The organism is Klebsiella sp. K-3 (genome assembly GCF_051207495.1).
GTDB lineage: Bacteria > Pseudomonadota > Gammaproteobacteria > Enterobacterales > Enterobacteriaceae > Klebsiella > Klebsiella aerogenes.
The window spans coordinates 298,742-316,853 of the sequence record NZ_JBPNXF010000006.1; the positions used below are offsets into that span (position 1 = coordinate 298,742).

At 57.1% G+C, this 18,112-nt stretch carries 12 protein-coding genes; 7 read left to right on the plus strand and 5 right to left on the minus strand.

Annotated features, from left to right (window positions below; genetic code table 11):
* The first annotated feature begins 5 nt into the window (after window positions 1–5).
* Window positions 6–2,453 (plus strand): glycogen phosphorylase, encoded by a 2,448-nt coding sequence (gene glgP / locus ACSEMK_RS11930; RefSeq protein ID WP_047047942.1) that lies wholly within the window; start codon window positions 6–8, stop codon window positions 2,451–2,453.
* 95 nt (window positions 2,454–2,548) lie between these two features.
* Here the strand turns inward: glgP and glpD are convergent, their stop codons facing one another.
* Window positions 2,549–4,057 carry a glycerol-3-phosphate dehydrogenase gene (glpD, locus tag ACSEMK_RS11935; RefSeq protein ID WP_411325923.1) on the minus strand — a complete coding sequence of 503 codons (1,509 nt, stop codon included), beginning with the start codon at window positions 4,055–4,057 and terminating at the stop codon, window positions 2,549–2,551.
* A 206-nt stretch (window positions 4,058–4,263) separates the two neighbouring features.
* Here glpD and glpE point away from each other — a divergent pair, with 206 nt between their 5' ends.
* Genes glpE through ACSEMK_RS11950 form a run of 3 tightly spaced genes read left to right on the plus strand, consistent with a single transcriptional unit; the run spans window position 4,264 to window position 6,254 of the window.
* Window positions 4,264–4,593: a thiosulfate sulfurtransferase GlpE gene (glpE, locus tag ACSEMK_RS11940; protein ID WP_015369349.1), complete on the plus strand. Its 330-nt coding sequence runs from the start codon at window positions 4,264–4,266 to the stop codon at window positions 4,591–4,593.
* A gap of 52 nt (window positions 4,594–4,645) precedes the next feature.
* On the plus strand, window positions 4,646–5,476 hold the full coding sequence (glpG, locus tag ACSEMK_RS11945) for a rhomboid family intramembrane serine protease GlpG (protein ID WP_015703685.1): 831 nt from the start codon (window positions 4,646–4,648) through the stop codon (window positions 5,474–5,476).
* A gap of 19 nt (window positions 5,477–5,495) precedes the next feature.
* Entirely contained in the window at window positions 5,496–6,254 is a 759-nt protein-coding gene (locus ACSEMK_RS11950) for a DeoR/GlpR family transcriptional regulator (RefSeq protein ID WP_015369351.1), read from the plus strand.
* A gap of 6 nt (window positions 6,255–6,260) precedes the next feature.
* Here the strand turns inward: ACSEMK_RS11950 and malT are convergent, their stop codons facing one another.
* Entirely contained in the window at window positions 6,261–8,966 is a 2,706-nt protein-coding gene (gene malT, locus ACSEMK_RS11955; RefSeq protein ID WP_045394833.1) for an HTH-type transcriptional regulator MalT, read from the minus strand.
* 621 nt (window positions 8,967–9,587) lie between these two features.
* Between malT and malP the strand changes: the two genes are divergently transcribed.
* Window positions 9,588–11,978, plus strand: a complete 2,391-nt coding sequence (gene malP / locus ACSEMK_RS11960) for a maltodextrin phosphorylase (RefSeq protein WP_430914883.1) — start codon at window positions 9,588–9,590, stop codon at window positions 11,976–11,978.
* Between the two features lie 10 nt (window positions 11,979–11,988).
* The gene (gene malQ, locus ACSEMK_RS11965; RefSeq protein ID WP_430923985.1) at window positions 11,989–14,064 is read left to right on the plus strand and encodes a 4-alpha-glucanotransferase; all 2,076 of its coding nucleotides are present in this window, start codon (window positions 11,989–11,991) and stop codon (window positions 14,062–14,064) included.
* Between the two features lie 202 nt (window positions 14,065–14,266).
* On the opposite strand, the gene gntT is transcribed toward malQ, so the two are convergent.
* The 3 genes from gntT to gntX all read right to left on the minus strand — a co-directional run bounded on the left by gntT (window position 14,267) and on the right by gntX (window position 17,235).
* Window positions 14,267–15,583 carry a gluconate transporter gene (gntT, locus tag ACSEMK_RS11970; protein ID WP_015369355.1) on the minus strand — a complete coding sequence of 439 codons (1,317 nt, stop codon included), beginning with the start codon at window positions 15,581–15,583 and terminating at the stop codon, window positions 14,267–14,269.
* A 343-nt stretch (window positions 15,584–15,926) separates the two neighbouring features.
* Window positions 15,927–16,502 carry a Fe-S biogenesis protein NfuA gene (nfuA, locus tag ACSEMK_RS11975; protein WP_015369356.1) on the minus strand — a complete coding sequence of 192 codons (576 nt, stop codon included), beginning with the start codon at window positions 16,500–16,502 and terminating at the stop codon, window positions 15,927–15,929.
* Between the two features lie 58 nt (window positions 16,503–16,560).
* Window positions 16,561–17,235: a DNA utilization protein GntX gene (gntX, locus tag ACSEMK_RS11980; RefSeq protein ID WP_213794136.1), complete on the minus strand. Its 675-nt coding sequence runs from the start codon at window positions 17,233–17,235 to the stop codon at window positions 16,561–16,563.
* Between the two features lie 37 nt (window positions 17,236–17,272).
* Between gntX and bioH the strand changes: the two genes are divergently transcribed.
* The gene (gene bioH / locus ACSEMK_RS11985; protein WP_087859058.1) at window positions 17,273–18,055 is read left to right on the plus strand and encodes a pimeloyl-ACP methyl ester esterase BioH; all 783 of its coding nucleotides are present in this window, start codon (window positions 17,273–17,275) and stop codon (window positions 18,053–18,055) included.
* The last annotated feature ends 57 nt before the right edge of the window (window positions 18,056–18,112 follow it).

Genomic DNA, 18,112 nt, shown 5'->3' on the forward strand with positions numbered 1-18,112 from the left:
TGGCTATGAATGCACCCTTTAGTTATGCATCACCGACGCTGAGCGTTGAGGCGTTAAAGCATTCTATCGCGTATAAGCTGATGTTTATCATCGGCAAAGATCCGGCGATCGCCAACAAACACGAATGGCTGAACGCCACCCTGTTCGCCGTTCGCGACCGCATGGTCGAGCGCTGGCTGCGTTCAAACCGCGCCCAGCTGTCGCAGGAAGTGCGGCAGGTTTACTATCTGTCGATGGAGTTTTTGATTGGTCGCACCCTCTCTAACGCGCTGTTGTCGTTAGGGATTTATGAAGATGTGAATAATGCGCTGGCCGATATGGGGCTCGATCTGGAAGAGCTTATTGATGAAGAAAACGACCCCGGTTTAGGCAACGGCGGTTTAGGGCGCCTGGCCGCCTGCTTCCTCGATTCTCTGGCGACGCTGGGCCTGCCGGGCCGCGGCTACGGTATCCGCTACGACTATGGGATGTTCAAGCAGAACATCGTCGACGGGCGGCAGAAAGAGTCGCCGGATTACTGGCTGGAGTACGGCAACCCGTGGGAGTTCGAACGCCACAATACGCGCTATAAAGTGCGTTTCGGCGGCCGCGTGCAGCAAGAAGGGAAAAATACCCGCTGGATAGAGACCGAAGAGATTATCGCCGAAGCCTACGATCAGATTATCCCCGGTTTCGATACCGATGCCACCAACACTCTGCGGCTGTGGAGCGCGCAGGCCAGTAGCGAAATCAACCTCGGTAAATTCAACCAGGGCGACTACTTCGCGGCGGTGGAAGATAAGAACCACTCCGAGAACGTTTCGCGGGTGCTGTACCCGGATGATTCCACCTATTCCGGGCGCGAGCTGCGTCTGCGTCAGGAGTATTTCCTGGTCTCGGCGACGGTGCAGGATATCCTCAGCCGCCACTACCAGCTGCACCGCACCTACGACAATCTGGCGGCGAAAATCGCCATTCACCTCAATGACACTCATCCGGTGCTGTCGATCCCTGAGCTGATGCGTCTGCTGATCGATGAACACAAATTTAGCTGGGATGAAGCCTTCGAGGTGACCTGCCAGGTCTTCTCCTATACCAACCATACGTTGATGAGCGAAGCGCTGGAGACCTGGCCGGTCGATATGCTGGGGAAAATCCTGCCGCGCCATCTGCAGATTATCTTCGAGATTAACGATTACTTCCTCAAGACGCTGCAGGAGCAGTATCCCAACGATACCGCGCTGCTGAGCCGTACCTCGATCATTGATGAATCCAATGGGCGCCGGGTGCGTATGGCGTGGCTGGCGGTTGTCGTCAGCCATAAAGTCAACGGCGTGTCCGAGCTGCATTCGCGCTTAATGGTCGAGTCGCTGTTTGCCGAGTTTGCAAAGATTTTCCCGATGCGCTTTACCAACGTCACCAACGGCGTCACGCCGCGGCGCTGGCTGGCGTTGGCAAACCCGCCGCTGTCGCAGGTGCTGGATGAGAATATTGGCCACACATGGCGTACCGACTTAAGCCAGTTGAGCGATCTGCTTCAGCATATTGATTATCCGACGGTGAACCAGGCGGTGCGCCGCGCCAAGCTTGAGAATAAGCAGCGGCTGGCGAACTATATCGCCCAGCAGTTGAACGTGGTGGTCAATCCTAAGGCGCTGTTTGATGTGCAGATCAAACGCATCCACGAATATAAACGCCAGCTGATGAATATCCTGCACGTCATCACCCGCTACAACCGGATCAAAGCCGATCCGCAGGCGGAGTGGGTACCGCGGGTGAATATCTTCGCCGGTAAGGCCGCGTCGGCCTACTATATGGCGAAGCATATTATTCATCTGATCAACGATGTGGCGGCGGTGGTGAACAACGATCCGCAGATTGGCGATAAGCTAAAAGTTGTGTTTATCCCTAACTACAGCGTGAGCCTGGCGCAGCTGATTATCCCGGCGGCGGATCTCTCCGAGCAGATTTCGTTGGCGGGAACGGAAGCGTCCGGTACCAGTAATATGAAGTTTGCGCTCAACGGGGCGCTAACCATTGGTACGCTGGATGGCGCTAACGTCGAGATGCTGGAGCACGTTGGCGAAGACAATATCTTTATCTTCGGTAATACCGCGGAACAGGTGGAAGCCCTGCGCAGCAACGGCTATAAACCGCGCGATTACTATGAGCAGGATGAGGAGCTGCATCAGGCGTTGACGCAGATTGGCACCGGTCTGTTCAGCCCGTCGGAGCCAGGCCGTTACCGCGACCTGCTGGATTCGCTGATTAACTTCGGCGACCACTACCAGGTACTGGCGGACTATCGCAGCTACGTTGATTGCCAGGATAAGGTGGACGAACTGTACCGTCATCCGGAGGAGTGGGCCAATAAAGCGATGATGAACATCGCCAACATGGGCTATTTCTCATCCGACCGCACGATCCAAGAGTACGCTAAACATATCTGGCATATCGACCCGGTTCGTTTGTAATCGGTTAAGCATCAGTAAAACGGGGCCAGTTGGCCCCGTTTTTGTGTGTGCGGTGATGTAGCCCGGGCCAGGCGTCAGCCGCCGCCCGGGGTATGTCAGGACGCTAACGACAGTTCAGACTTTCCCGTATGTTGCGCCAGCCACTCGCTGATGCGCGCCTGCTGCTCGGCATTCAGCCACATACCCTGCTTGGTACGGCGCCAGATAGCGTCATCCAGGCTGCGAACCCACTCGTGTTCGACCAGGTACTTCAGCTCGGCTTCATAAAACTCGTGGCCAAAATCTTCTCCCAGATCGGCAAGCGAAGTCGCTTCGCTAAGGATCCACTCGCTGTTGCTGCCGTAGGTGCGGGCATAGTGGCGGGCCATTGATTCGCTGATAAATGCGAAGCGACGGCGCAGTTTCGCCGCGTAGTCGTCGCGGTCGCCGCCGATATCGCCGCCGGGCAGAACGGCGGTTTTGGTCCACGCCGGGCCAATCCCCTGATAATACGGCGTCAGTTTTTCCAGCGCATGTTCCGCCAGTTTGCGGTAGGTAGTAAGCTTGCCGCCGAATACCGACAGCAGCGGCGCCTGACCGTTCTCATCGTGAATATCGAGCGTATAGTCGCGGGTAATCGCCTGCGGTGAGTCGGACTCATCGTCGCACAGCGGCCGCACGCCGGAGTAAGTCCAGACGATATCGTCGCGCGACAGCGTCTTTTTAAAGTGCGCGTTGTAGACGTTCAGCAGGTAGTTGATCTCTTTATCATCGATCGCTACTTCTTTCGGATCGCCGTTGTACTCGACGTCGGTGGTGCCGATAATCGAGAACTCATCCATCCACGGGATGACAAACACGATACGTTTATCTTCGTTTTGCAGGATATAGGCCTGCTTCTGGGTGTGCACGCGCGGCACCACGATATGGCTGCCTTTGATCAGGCGAATGCCATACGGCGAGCGCAGATGCATGCCTTCATCGAAGAAATGTTTCACCCACGGGCCGGTAGCGTTAACCAGACCGCGCGCGTGCCAGGTGAATTTTTCGCCGCTATCGATATCTTCCGCTTCCACCACCCACAGGCCGTTTTCGCGTTTTGCCGAGATAGCGCGGGTGCGGGTGCGAACCTCGCCGCCTTTACGTACCACCATCTGGGCGTTGGCAAGAACCAGACGCGCATCGTCGACCCAGCAGTCGGAATATTCGAAACCGCGCACGATTTCCGGCTTAAGTACCGATTCCGCGCCAAAGCGCAAACCGGTCGAGCCCGGCAGGCTGGTGCGTTTGCCGAGGTGATCGTATAAAAACAGACCGATACGAATCATCCACGCCGGGCGCAGATGCGGGCGATGAGGTAAGCGGAAGCGCATCGGGAAGGCCAAATGCGGCGCCATTTTTAATAACACCTCGCGCTCCGCCAGCGCTTCGCTGACCAGGCGGAATTCGTAGTGTTCCAGGTAGCGCAGGCCGCCGTGAATCAGTTTCGAGCTGGCGCTTGAGGTGGCGCAGGCAAGGTCTCTCGCTTCCAGCATCAGCACGGATAAACCGCGCCCGGCGGCGTCTGCCGCGATACCGGCACCGTTGATGCCTCCGCCTATCACAATCAGATCTTTGATTTCCACGCTCACACCTCGTTCGCTTTCGTTTAAGCTCATAAATGTTCGATATCGCTCACTATAGCAAACAAACGCGCTTTTGGTAACATCAAAAAAACATTTCAGAGTGATGCATGTAACATATTGGCGTTTATTTACCGCCTGACGGTACACTAGCGGGTAAAATCAGGGTCGGTCATCGCCCGTCATGAAGTGCAATAGAGAAGAGAATCATGGAACAATTTGAATGTATCAATGTAGAAGAAGCGCATCAGAAACTGCATCAGCAGAAGGCGGTGCTGGTCGATATCCGCGACCCGCAAAGCTATGCCATGGGGCACACGCCGGGCGCGTTTCATTTGACCAACGATACCTTGGGCGCTTTTATGCGTGATAACGATTTTGAGACGCCGGTGATGGTGATGTGCTACCACGGCAACAGCAGCAAAGGCGCCGCGCAGTATTTACTGCAGCAGGGCTTCGAGAACGTCTACAGCGTCGATGGCGGTTTTGACGCCTGGCATCGTCATTTCCCGGCGGAAGTCGCGCACGGCTCGCTATAAGCGCGGTACGGTATATACTAGCCCCCTTTGTGTGGAATAAGCGATCCGCTGTATGTTAATGATTACCTCTTTTGCCAACCCGCGCGTGGCCCAGGCGTTTGTCGACTATATGGCGACGCAGGGGGTCATCCTGACTATCCAACAGCACACGCAGAGCGATGTCTGGCTGGCAGATGAAAGCCAGGCCGCGCGGGTGCAGGCCGAGCTGGCCCGTTTTCTCGAAAACCCGGCCGACCCGCGCTATCTCGCCGCCAGCTGGCAATCGGGGCATACCAATAGCGGATTGCATTACCAACGCTTTCCTTTTTTAGCTACCCTGCGTAACAACGCCGGGCCGTTTACGTGGGCGATTTTGCTGGCCTGTATCCTGGTCTTCATTCTGCAAAACGTTCTGGGCGATCAGACGATGATGATCTGGCTTGCCTGGCCCTACGATCCTTCGCTGAAATTCGAAGCCTGGCGCTACCTTACCCATGCTTTCATGCACTTCTCGCTGATGCATATTCTGTTTAACCTGCTATGGTGGTGGTACCTCGGCGGTGCGGTGGAGAAGCGCATCGGTAGCGGCAAACTGGTGGTGATTACCATTATCAGCGCTCTGCTGAGCGGATTCGTCCAGCATCAGGTTAGCGGCCCGTGGTTCGGCGGTTTGTCGGGGGTAGTCTATGCGTTAATGGGCTATGTCTGGCTGCGCGGCGAGCGCGACCCGCAGAGCGGTATTTATCTGCAGCGTGGTCTGATCCTCTTCTCTTTAGTGTGGTTAGTGGCTGGATGGTTTGATGTTTTCGGCATGTCGATCGCCAATGGCGCGCACGTGGCGGGCCTGGCTGTCGGGCTGGCGATGGCGTTTGTCGATACGCTAAATGTGCGAAAACGAACGTAGAGATTCCCAGGGATATTTCATGAAACAAACACAACGTCATGACGCGATTATCGAGCTGGTAAAAAAACAGGGATACGTCAGTACCGAAGAGCTGGTGGAGCAGTTTGCCGTCAGCCCGCAGACTATCCGTCGCGATCTGAATGATTTAGCGGAACAAAAAATGATCCTGCGCCACCACGGCGGCGCGGCGATGCCTTCCAGCTCGGTCAACACCTCGTGGCACGACAGGAAAGCAACCCAGACGGCGGAAAAAGAGCGTATCGCGCGGAAAGTGGCGAGCGAAATACCCGACGGCGCAACCCTGTTTATCGATATCGGCACAACGCCGGAAGCGGTGGCCCACGCGTTGCTCGATCATAATGACCTGCGGATTGTGACCAACAATCTCAACGTCGCGAATACGCTGATGGTGAAAGACGATTTTCGCATTATCCTCGCCGGCGGCGAGCTGCGCAGCCGCGATGGCGGGATCATCGGCGAAGCGACGCTCGATTTTATCTCCCAGTTCCGTCTCGACTTCGGCATTCTTGGTATAAGCGGTATTGATAGCGACGGTTCGCTGCTGGAGTTTGATTACCATGAAGTGCGCACCAAGCGGGCGATTATCGAAAACTCGCGCCACGTGATGCTGGTGGTGGATCACTCGAAGTTTGGGCGTAATGCGATGGTGAACATGGGCAGCATTAGTATGGTCGATGCGGTTTATACCGATATCATGCCGCCCGCAGGCGTGCTGAAGGTGATTAAAGACAACAACCTGCAGCTGGAGCTGTGCTAAACAGCGTTATACCCCGTATCCCATCATTTTGAGCAACCGCTGGGCATGCTGAACGGCATCCTGGCGGTGCGCGACGCCCAGTTTCTGATACAGATTGCGAATATGCGTTTTAATCGTGGTGGCCGCAACATCCAGTTCGCCGGCGATCTGCTCGTTGCTGTAACCGGAATAGATAAGCCCTAACACCTGCCATTCGCGCTGGGTCAGCGGACTGGTGCGGATAAGCTCCGGCACTTCCGGGTGGTTCAGCAGCCGTTCGACGAAGCTCTCGTCGAAGTGGGCGAATTTATGTCGATGATGCTGGTTAATATCGCGCAGGATGCGCTGCGCGCGGTGCTGCTCCAGCTCCGGCAGCGTATTCAGTTGAATCAGCTGGCGCAGCTGCTGGGCCATGGCTTCGCCTTCAATCACGAAGTGGTTGATAAAGCCGGTGCGGTTAGCCAGGGTTAAGGCTTCCATTAACACTTTTTGCGCCTCGCCCTTGCGGTCCGCCTGCCAGTACAGCTGGTTCAACAGCAGCAGGTTACGGTTGATATCGCTCATCAGCCGCAGCGAGCGGGCGTTTTCATTTAACTCTTCCAGCACCATTTCGGCGGAATCAAAATCACCGAGCAGGATCTGCGCGCGGGCAATGTTGCGCCACTGGCTTTGCAGGAAGTGGTTATTGGCGAATTCAGGTTTCGGCGTCTGGCGCAGCCAGTTGGCCGCTGCGGTTTTATCACCGGTCATCTGCCAGTAGATCACCCGCACTTTATCGGCGTTGGAGACCCAATCGCTATGATAATGGCCGTTGCCCAGTAGATTTTCGAGACGGTTTAACAAGCTGCGGGCGTTGTCGAGATCGCCGCGCGCAAGCGAGCACTGCACCATTAACGCCAGGCATTGCAGCTGCTGCTGCGGCTGGTAGTTTGCCAGCACCGCGATGCCGCTGCGGGCGCTTTCTTCAGCTTCATCAAGACGCGCCCACGCCCATAGCAGCTGCGCGCGGATGCGCAACAGGAACTCATGCATCGGCAGCTGTTCAAGATGCTGATCGCGGATAAGCTGGAAAGCTTTATCCTGAATCTCCCATGCCGCCTGCAGGAAGCCCTGGGCAAACAGAATTTCGCTCTGCTGAATCATGCTCCATAGGGCGTAGTGCCAGACGTCATGACGGCGAGCCATCTGTTCTGTTTGCTGCATCACCGCCAGCGATTTGCTCAGGTGGCCTTTGCAGTGCAGCACTTCGCCGTGGACGGAAGTGGCGACGATGCGGCTGTAATAGCTCGCCAGCGGCAGCTCATCCAGGGCCACCATTGCCAGACGCTCGGCTTCGTCCTGATCGCCGGCGTTGATAGCGACCTGCGCGCGCAGGGCGTTGAAATCGCCGTGCATCGCGGTGTCCATTTCGACATCCATCTCCTGCTCGGCGCGGGCCAGCAGGGTATTCACTTCGCTATAGCGATGCTGGCTCTGCATCAGCCAGGCCTGCAGCAGGATCAGCCGCGGATTTTCCAGCAGGTTCGACCACGGCAGCGCCGCCAGCGATTGTTCCAGCAATCCTAGCTCGCTATGGTTGAACATGCCCCAGGCGTGGTTGAGCAAAATATCGCGCAGCATGGCGGCATCGCCAGCGGCAAGCGCATGATGGATGGCTTCGGTGGGGAACCCCTGCGCCATCCACGCTTCGGCGGCGGCGCGGTGGATTTCCGGAAGCTCGGTGGCCATTTCCCACTGACAGCGCTGGCGCAGGAAGTTGCCGAATAGCGGGTGATAGCGGAACCACTCGCCGGAGTCATCCATCCGGTGCAGGAACAGCCCCTGACGTTCGATCTCTTCCAGTTGCATTTGGCCGTTCTCTTCGCCTGTCACGCGGACGATAAGCGCGTCATTCATCGAGCGCAGCAGCGAGCTTTTTAACAAGAAGCTGCGGGTACGGGCATCGACATTATCCAGCACTTCATCGACCAGATAGTCGGAAAGGTGGCTGGCGTTAATGCCGGCGAGACGACGGGCGGAGTGCTGGGCGGAGGTATTTTTCTGCCGGGCGGAGAGGGCGATGAGCTGCAGGGCGGTGGCCCAGCCGGCGACGTCATCGCACAGGCGGCTGCTGTCATCGGCTTCAATGGGGGAGGCGAGGCGGCAGTCAAAGAACTGTTTCGCCTCCTGATGAGTAAAGGCCAACTGTTGGCTGCCGATTTCCAGTAACTGCTCGCGCACCCGCAGGTTGGCGATCCCCAACTGCGGCAGGTTGCGCGACAGCACTACCAGCGTCATGGTCTCTGGCTGATGGCGCAAGAAGAAGCGCATGGCATCGTGGATCACCGGATTGGTGATCAGGTGATAGTCATCAATGACCAGGTACAGCGGGCGCTGCCAGTCGGCAAGCTCAATAAACAGCTGCGCAAACAGCGACGGCAGGCTGGCGTACTGGCGCTTTTGCACCATGGCTTCGCTGGCGGCGCAGTGGCCGCCTGTCGCCTGTTGAATCGCCGCAATCAGATAGCTGGCGAAGCGCTCTTGTTGATTATCGCCTTCATCGAGCGAAAACCAGCCAAGGTCATGCTTACCCGATGCCCACTGCGAAACGAGCGTGGTTTTGCCGTAACCTGCCGGGCTGGTCACCAACGCGAGACGATAATTGTTCGCGCCGGAAAGTTTCGCCAGCAACCGTTCGCGAACCACAGTGTGTTCAAGACGGGATGGACGACTTAATTTTGACGGAATCAACATAGTTCACTTTTTCGCTGTGCAAGAAAGGGATGGGGATTTTTTTTGCGCTTCGTAATTAATGACTCCTAAGGTCGGCGATAATGAAAGTTATTGCAAGTTATGTCCAAAATTGATGCTCTTGAATTTGCTCTCGGTCACAATTTCTCGCTTCGGTTTTTAATTAGCTTTAAACCGGTACCAGTACGCGTCGTTCCTCGGTTTACGACGGTTTCGTCCGGGACGAAATTACTTTACCCGGCATTTTTTGTAGTTGATTGTTTTTATTAAATTATCGTCAGTGGATTCTTAGGGTTAATCTATTTCACGTATTTTTGTCATGGCATCTTTTTATTCTGTCAGTGGTTTATTTTTTATTTCACGATAATGGCACGAGCGAATTTGGCTTTGCGCTATGAATTGCGCTGTAACAAATTTGCCGTTCGTTGCGCTGGCGAAATTATTGTTCTACACGCGCAATAGGGCGGCGAATTCCCGACGACGAGCTAACGTTAAAGTGGCCGCGATCACAATTTTCGCTCATCCCCGCTACTCCTCCCTGTCTAATCCCCCTCGGGAGGAGGCAGCGGCCTCGGGAGGTCGGCACACTAAGGCTAACGTTTTAGTAAAGGACCAGGATTTCTTATGTCACAGACTTCTTTTAACCAGGCTCAGTTTCAGGCTGCACTGACGCGTCAGTGGCAGCGTTTCGGTTTATCGTCAGCCGCAGAGATGACCCAACGCCAGTGGTGGCGTGCGGTCAGCGGCGCGCTGGCGGAGCTTTTGGCGGCGCAACCGGCGGCGGAAGCCGTTAAAGGACAGCGCCACGTTAACTACATTTCGATGGAGTTCCTGATCGGTCGCTTGACCGGTAATAACCTGCTCAACCTGGGCTGGTATGAAGGGGTGAGCGAGACGCTGAAGGCGTACGACATCCAGCTGACCGACCTGCTGGAAGAAGAGACCGATCCGGCGCTGGGCAACGGCGGCCTGGGCCGTCTGGCGGCCTGCTTCCTGGATTCTATGGCCACCGTTGGTCAATCGGCGACCGGCTATGGCCTGAACTATCAGTACGGTCTGTTCCGTCAATCCTTCGCTGACGGTCAGCAGATGGAAGCGCCGGATGACTGGGGACGCGGCAGCTATCCGTGGTTCCGCCACAACGAAGCGCTGGATGTGCAGGTGGGCATCGGCGGTAAAGTCAGCAAAAGCGGCGAATGGCAACCGGCTTTCGTGATTACCGGCGAAGCCTGGGATCTGCCGGTGCTTGGCTATCGCAATAACGTCGCGCAGCCGCTGCGTCTGTGGCAGGCGAAGCATGCCCATCCGTTTAACCTGACCAAATTCAACGACGGCGATTTCCTGCGCGCGGAGCAACAGGGCATCGACGCGGAAAAATTGACCAAGGTGCTGTATCCGAATGACAACCACCTGGCAGGGAAAAAACTGCGCCTGATGCAGCAGTACTTCCAGTGCGCCTGCTCGGTGGCGGATATTTTGCGTCGCCATCATCTGGCTGGCCGCAAGCTGCATGAGCTGGCGGATTATGAAGTGATCCAGTTGAACGACACCCATCCGACCATCGCCATCCCGGAGCTGCTGCGCGTGCTGATTGATGAGCACCAGATGAGCTGGGACGATGCGTGGGCCATCACCAGCAAAACCTTCGCTTATACCAACCATACGCTGATGCCAGAAGCGCTGGAGTGCTGGGATGAGAAGCTGGTGAAGGCGCTGCTGCCGCGCCATATGCAGATAATCAAAGAGATTAACGACAGATTTAAACTGCTGGTGGAGAAAACCTGGCCGGGCGATAAGCAGGTGTGGGCGAAGCTGGCGGTGGTGCATGACAAACAGGTTCGCATGGCCAACATGTGCGTGGTGAGCGGCTTTGCGGTGAACGGCGTCGCGGCGCTGCACTCCGATCTGGTGGTGAAGGATCTGTTCCCGGAATATCACCAGCTGTGGCCGAACAAATTCCATAACGTGACCAACGGCATTACGCCGCGTCGCTGGATTAAACAGTGTAATCCGGCGCTGGCTGCCCTGCTTGATAAGACGCTGAAGAAAGAGTGGGCCAACGATCTCGACCAGCTGATCAAGCTGGAGAAGTACGCCGACGATGCCAAATTCCGTCAGGTTTATCGCGACATTAAGCAGGCGAATAAAGTGCGTCTCGCTGAGTTCGTGAAGCGGCGTACCGGGATCGACATCAACCCACAGGCGATTTTCGATATCCAGATTAAGCGCCTGCACGAATACAAACGCCAGCACCTCAACCTGCTGAACATTCTGGCGCAGTATAAAGAGATCCGCGAAAACCCGCAGGCCGACCGCGTACCGCGCGTCTTCCTGTTTGGCGCCAAAGCCGCGCCGGGCTACTACCTGGCGAAGAATATTATTCTGGCGATCAACAAGGTGGCCGAGGCGATCAACAACGATCCGCTGGTGGGCGATAAGCTGAAAGTGGTCTTCCTGCCGGATTACTGCGTGTCGGCGGCGGAAATGCTGATCCCGGCGGCGGACGTCTCCGAGCAGATTTCCACGGCGGGTAAAGAGGCCTCCGGTACCGGCAACATGAAGCTGGCGCTGAATGGCGCATTGACCGTCGGCACCCTTGATGGCGCCAACGTTGAGATCGCCGAGCAGGTTGGCGAGGACAATATCTTTATCTTCGGCCATACCGTGGAAGAAGTTAAGGCGCTGAAGACGAAAGGCTACGATCCGCTGAAATGGCGTAAGAAAGACAAGCTGCTGGACGCGGTGCTGAAAGAGCTGGAAAGCGGTAAATATAGCGGCGGCGACAAACACGCCTTTGATCAGATGCTGCATAGCCTGCTGCAAGGCGGCGATCCGTACCTGGTGCTGGCTGACTTTAGCGCTTATGTCGCGGCGCAGAAGCAGGTGGATGAACTGTATCGCGACCAGGAAGCCTGGACCCGCGCGGCGATCCTCAACACCGCGCGCTGCGGCATGTTCAGCTCCGACCGTTCTATTCGTGATTATCAGCAACGTATCTGGCAGGCAAAACGCTAAGGACAGGCCTATGGAGAATAAACGCCTTGATAACGCCGCGCTGGCGGCGGGGATCAGCCCCAGCTATATCAATGCGCACGGGCAGCCGCAGTCGATCGCGGCGGCCACTAAACAACGCTTGCTGGATGCTATGCATCGTACCGCTACTGCCGCGAAAGCGGCGGTAGAGCCGCTGCCCAGCGTCAAGGTTTTTACCCACGGTAAAAAAATGCAGCTGCCGGTCGCGGGGAGCGGGACGTTTCACTGGCTACTGACGACCGAAGAAGGTAAGCAGTATCAGGGTGAGACGCGCGGCGGCGAAACGCTCACCCTGCCGGGGAGATTGCCGACGGGCTATCACACCCTAACCCTCACGCGGGACGGCGAACGCTGGCATTGCCGGGCGATCGTCGCCCCGGCGCGCTGCTACGAACCGCAGGCGCTAAAAGAGGGCAAAAAGCTATGGGGCGCCTGCGTCCAGCTCTACACCCTGCGTTCTGAGAACAACTGGGGCATCGGCGACTTCGGCGATCTACGCGCCATGCTGCCGGAAATCGCCCGTCGCGGCGGCGCGTTTATCGGCCTCAACCCGATTCACGCGCTCTATCCGGCGAACCCGGAGAGCGCCAGCCCGTACAGTCCGTCATCGCGCCGCTGGCTTAACGTCATCTATATCGACGTTAACGCGGTGGAGGATTTCCAGCGTAGCCCTGCCGCGCAGGCATGGTGGCAGCTTGCGGAAACCCAACAGGCCTTGCAGGCCGCGCGGCAGACCGCTGATGTCGATTATACCGCCGTCACAGCGCTGAAGCTGACCGCGCTGCGTCTGGCGTGGGCCGAGTTTTCTACGCGTGAAGATGAGCAAATGGCGGAGTTCCGCCAGTTCGTGCTACGCGAGGGCGAAAGCCTCTACTGGCAGGCGGCGTTTGATGCGCTGCATGCGTGGCAAAGTCAGCAGGATCCGATGCGCTGGGGCTGGCCGGCATGGCCGGAGGCGTATCAGAGTACGAGCAGCCCGCAGGTGAAAACTTTCTGTGCGGAACATGCCGATGAGGTGAGCTTCTATCTGTGGCTACAGTGGCTGGCTTATACGCAGTTCGCCGCCTGTTGGCACACCAGCCAGCAGGACGGGATGCCGATTGGCCTGTATCGCGATCTGGCGGTCGGCGTCGCCGAAGGCGGATCGGAGACGTGGTGCGATCGCGAGCTGTATTGCCTCAAGGCTTCCGTCGGCGCGCCGCCGGACATCCTCGGCCCGCTGGGACAAAACTGGGGCCTGCCGCCGATGGATCCGCATGTGATGGCTGCCCGCGCCTACGAGCCGTTTATCGAACTGCTACGGGCGAATATGCAAAACTGCGGCGCATTGCGTATTGACCACGTGATGTCGGTGCTGCGCTTGTGGTGGATACCGTATGGCGAAACCGCCGACCATGGCGCCTATGTGCAGTATCCGGTGGATGACCTGCTGGCGATCCTGGCGCTGGAGAGCCAGCGGCACCGCTGCATGGTCATTGGCGAAGACCTCGGAACCGTACCGGTCGAGATCGTCGGCAAGCTGCGCAAAAGCGGCGTTTACTCGTATAAAGTGCTCTATTTCGAAAATGGCCCTGATAAAACGTTCCGCGCGCCGAAGGCCTATCCGCAGCAGTCGATGGCGGTCGCGACGACCCACGATCTCCCGACGTTGCGCGGTTATTGGGAGAGCGGCGATTTAACGCTCGGGAAGACGCTGGGCCTGTATCCGGATGAAGTGGTGCTGCGCGGCTTATATGCCGATCGCGAGCAAGCAAAGCAGGGGTTGCTGGATGCGCTGCATCGGCACGGCTGTTTGCCGAAGCGCGCCGGGCATAAAGCCTCGCTGATGGCGATGACCTCAACGCTTAATCGCGGGATGCAGCGCTACATCGCCGACAGCAACAGCGCTCTGCTTGGACTGCAGCCGGAAGACTGGCTGGAGATGGCTTCACCGGTCAACATCCCGGGCACCAGTACCGAGTATCCCAACTGGCGGCGTAAGCTTACCGTGACGCTCGAGCAGATGTTTGCCGATGCGCAGGTGAATAAGTTGATTAAAGACCTGGATAAGCGCCGCAAGGCCCGCTAATCCAGAGAGAATTCCCCGGTGGCGCTGCGCTTACCGGGGCTACGGTTGAGAGCCGAAGAACAAAAAGGGAACGAGGATTACACCACCATCCCCAGGACCGTAGCCCGGATAAGGCGCTTTGCGCCGCCATCCGGGAAACGAATAATAAAAAGGCCGGGGCGCATGATGCGCACCCGGCCTTTTTTATCTCAGGGAACGAGGGTTACACCACCATCCCCAGCAGCAGACAACCAACCAGGCCGCACACGGAAATGATGGTTTCCAGTACCGACCAGGACTTGATGGTCTCGCCAATGGTCAGGTTGAAATACTCTTTGAACAGCCAGAAACCAGGATCGTTCACGTGCGAGAAGATAACGCTACCGGAACCCACGGCGATAACCATCAGCTCCGGGCTAACGCCGGTGGTGGCAATCAGCGGCGCGGCGATACCACCCGCGGTGATAGCGGCAACGGTCGCTGAACCCAGCGCAATACGCAGCACCGCGGCGATAGACCACGCCATAAACAGCGGTGACATATTGGATTCGTGCATGATAGAAGCGATGTACTTATCCATGCCGCTATCCACCAGCACCTGCTTAAAGGCGCCGCCGCCGCCGATGATTAACAGCATCATGGCAATAATTTTAATAGAGGAGGTCAGCGTATCGTTGATCTGCTCCATGGAACGGCCGCGGTTCAGGCCGAAAGTGAACAGCGCGATCAGCACCGCAATCAGGGTCGCCATCACCGGGTCGCCGAAGAACTCGGCAACGGGCAGGAAGGCGTGGCCCTTCGGCAGAACCATCTCGGCGACGGCGCGCATCGCCATCAGGATCACCGGTACCAGAGAGGTCCAGACGCTGACGCCAAAGCCCGGCATCTCTTCTTCGGTGAAGGTTTTCGGATTGTGCAGGCCTTCCGGGATCGGCTTATCAATACCTTTCAGGAAACGGGCGAAAACCGGGCCGGCGAGAATAACCGTCGGGATAGCCAGAATCGTACCGTAGAGCAGCGTTTTGCCCATATCGGCGTGGAAAATTGTCGCGATAGCGGTCGGGCCCGGGTGCGGCGGCAGGAAACCGTGGGTGACGGAGAGCGCCGCGGCCATCGGTACGCCAACGTACAGCAGCGGGATACGCGCGGAAGCGGCGATGGTAAAGACCAGCGGCAGCATCAGCACGAAACCGACTTCATAGAACAGGGCGAAACCGACGGTGAAACCGGTCAGTACAACGGCCCATTGAATATGTTTTTTACCGAATTTATCAATCAGGGTGGTGGCGATACGCTGCGCGCCGCCGCAGTCCGCCAGCATTTTACCGAGCATAGCGCCGAAGCCCATGATCAGTGCGAGGCTGCCGAGCGTGCCCCCGACGCCGTTTTTGATGGATACGATGACTTTATCCAGAGGCATACCCTGCATTAATCCGACGGCGAGCGCCACCAGAACCAGAGCGATGAAGCCGTTCATTTTGAAACGGATCATCAGCAACAATAACAGGGCAACCCCGATAGCTACGATGACTAATGGCATGATTTACCTGGCCTTAACTTGTTATGGGTAACGTTAAAGTCTGAACATCTACAGTATCCGTTCCGCAGAGGAACAAGGATGTCTGGCACCGTAAAGCTGGCATATTCCTGACCCAGAGAAAGGATAGCTGGCTATTTTTTTGTCGGTGGTGCTTGTCGTGGATGATACGGGTAACATGTGAGCTTTGAGAATGCCCTGAACCGGGTAAATTTTAAATATGAGACTTAAGTCATACTCTCTGCCGGGTTTTTGCCGTGCCGGCTAGTCAGAAATGTTGTGCGGTAACATGCGGGAGGGAGAAGTCACCCGGCAAGCGGTTGTTGCCGGGCGAGAAGGCGGAAGCTTAGTAGTAGGAGTGCTCGCCGCGCTGGTGTTCGGTCAGGTCGCGCACGCCTTTCAGCTCCGGGAATTCGTTCAGCAGCTGCTTTTCGATCCCTTCTTTCAGGGTCACGTCGACCATCGAGCAGCCGTTGCAACCACCGCCGAACTGCAGGATAGCCAGACCGTCTTCGGTGATTTCCATCAGCGAGACGCGACCGCCGTGACCGGCCAGCTGTGGGTTGATCTGCGACTGCAGCAGGTACTCCACGCGCTCCATTAGCGGGGCATCGTCGGAAACCTTACGCATTTTGGCGTTCGGCGCTTTCAGCGTCAGCTGGGAACCGAGTTGGTCAGTGACGAAGTCGATTTCAGCATCTTCCAGATAAGGCGCGCTGAGTTCATCAACATACGCGGTCAGCTGTTCAAATTTCAGCGCCGTGTCGGTGTCTTCCACCGCATCCGGTGGGCAGTAGGATACGCCGCACTCAGCGTTTGGGGTGCCGGGATTAATCACAAATACGCGAATTTGCGTCCCTTCTTCCTGATTTGCCAGCAGTTTGGCAAAGTGCGCTTGTGCAGCATCGGAAATACGGATCATAGCGTTGGCCTAATAGTTGACTATTTTACTGGGTTATAATACGCCCATCAGCGGGGGTCTACAAGGTACGGCACACACACCATACCTGAACCGTCGCGGCGCCGTTTCGCAAAAGCAGGCGGGAAATCTCGGCGACGGTGCTTCCGGTTGTGACGACATCATCCACAATGGCGATATGGTGGCCCCGAACGGATAATTCAACCTGGAAAGCATTTTTCAGGTTCTGCTTACGTAATCTGGCGCTTAACTGATGCTGTGTTGCGGTACGCCGGATTCGCTTCAACGCATCGCCGCGCCAGGCGCAACCCATCCAGCGCGCCAGCGGGCGGCATAGCGCCTCGCTTTGGTTAAATCCCCGACGCCAGTGGCGGCGTTGCCAAAGAGGCACGCTGATAATCCGGTCCACTGGCGGCAGCCCGCGGTTAAGGCGCAGGCGCAAAATAAGCAGTCGCGCCAGCGCTGGGGCGAGTTCCGGACGAGGCCCGAACTTTAACTGATGCACCAGTCCGCTTAGCGCAGGGGTATAGCTATTCACCGTCACCAGCCGCTGCCAGGGCGGCGGTTTTTGCAGGCAGCGTCCACAGGGTAAGGTGGGCGCCAATGCGGGTAAACCGCACTGCGGGCAGAGTGATTGTGAGATGAGCAGCGAGGCGGTGCAGCGCGAGCAAATCCCCCAGTGAGCGATGGCCAGCGGCATTTGGCATAGCCAGCATAAGCTGTGTGCTGTTAGCATAATTCCCCTCATAGTGATGGAAAGAGAACAGTAACTGATGAATGACATCTGGTGGCAAACCACGGGCGAAGGAAATTGTCATCTTGTGCTGCTGCACGGATGGGGGCTGAATGCCAACGTGTGGGATTGCATTACGCCGGAACTGGCTACGCATTTTACCCTGCACCTGGTGGATCTACCGGGTTATGGCCGCAGCGGTGGTTTTGGCGCCTTAACGCTTGAAGAGATGGCGCAGCAGGTCGTTGCAAAAGCGCCGGAGCAGGCCATCTGGCTTGGCTGGAGCCTGGGCGGGTTGGTAGCGAGCCTGGTGGCGCTGCAGCATCCGCAACGCGTGCAGGCGCTGGTGACCGTCGCTTCTTCGCCGTGTTTTGGCGCGCGCGACCCGTGGCCGGGGATTAAACCGGAAGTGCTGAGCGGCTTCCAGCAACAGCTGAGTGAAGATTTCCAGCGTACCGTCGAGCGTTTTCTTGCCCTACAAACCATGGGCACCGAAAGCGCGCGCCAGGACGCCCGGGCGCTGAAAAGCACCGTTCTGTCGCTGCCGATGCCGCCTGCCGAGGTGCTCAATGGCGGGCTGGAAATCCTCAAAACCGCCGATTTGCGTCAACCGCTCGCCGCGCTAACCATGCCGTTTTTGCGCCTCTATGGCCGACTGGATGGGCTGGTGCCGCGTAAAATCGTTCCGCTATTGGATGAGCTGTGGCCGCAAAGTGAGTCTATCATTTTCGAAAAGGCGGCCCATGCGCCGTTTATTTCACATCCCCAGCCATTTTGTGAGCCTCTGATCGCGTTGAAAAAGCGGCTGAATAATTATTTTTAGCGCCGCGTGGTAAATCATCAGGATCGGGCAATACTTAGGTTGTTGCGGCGGTTGATT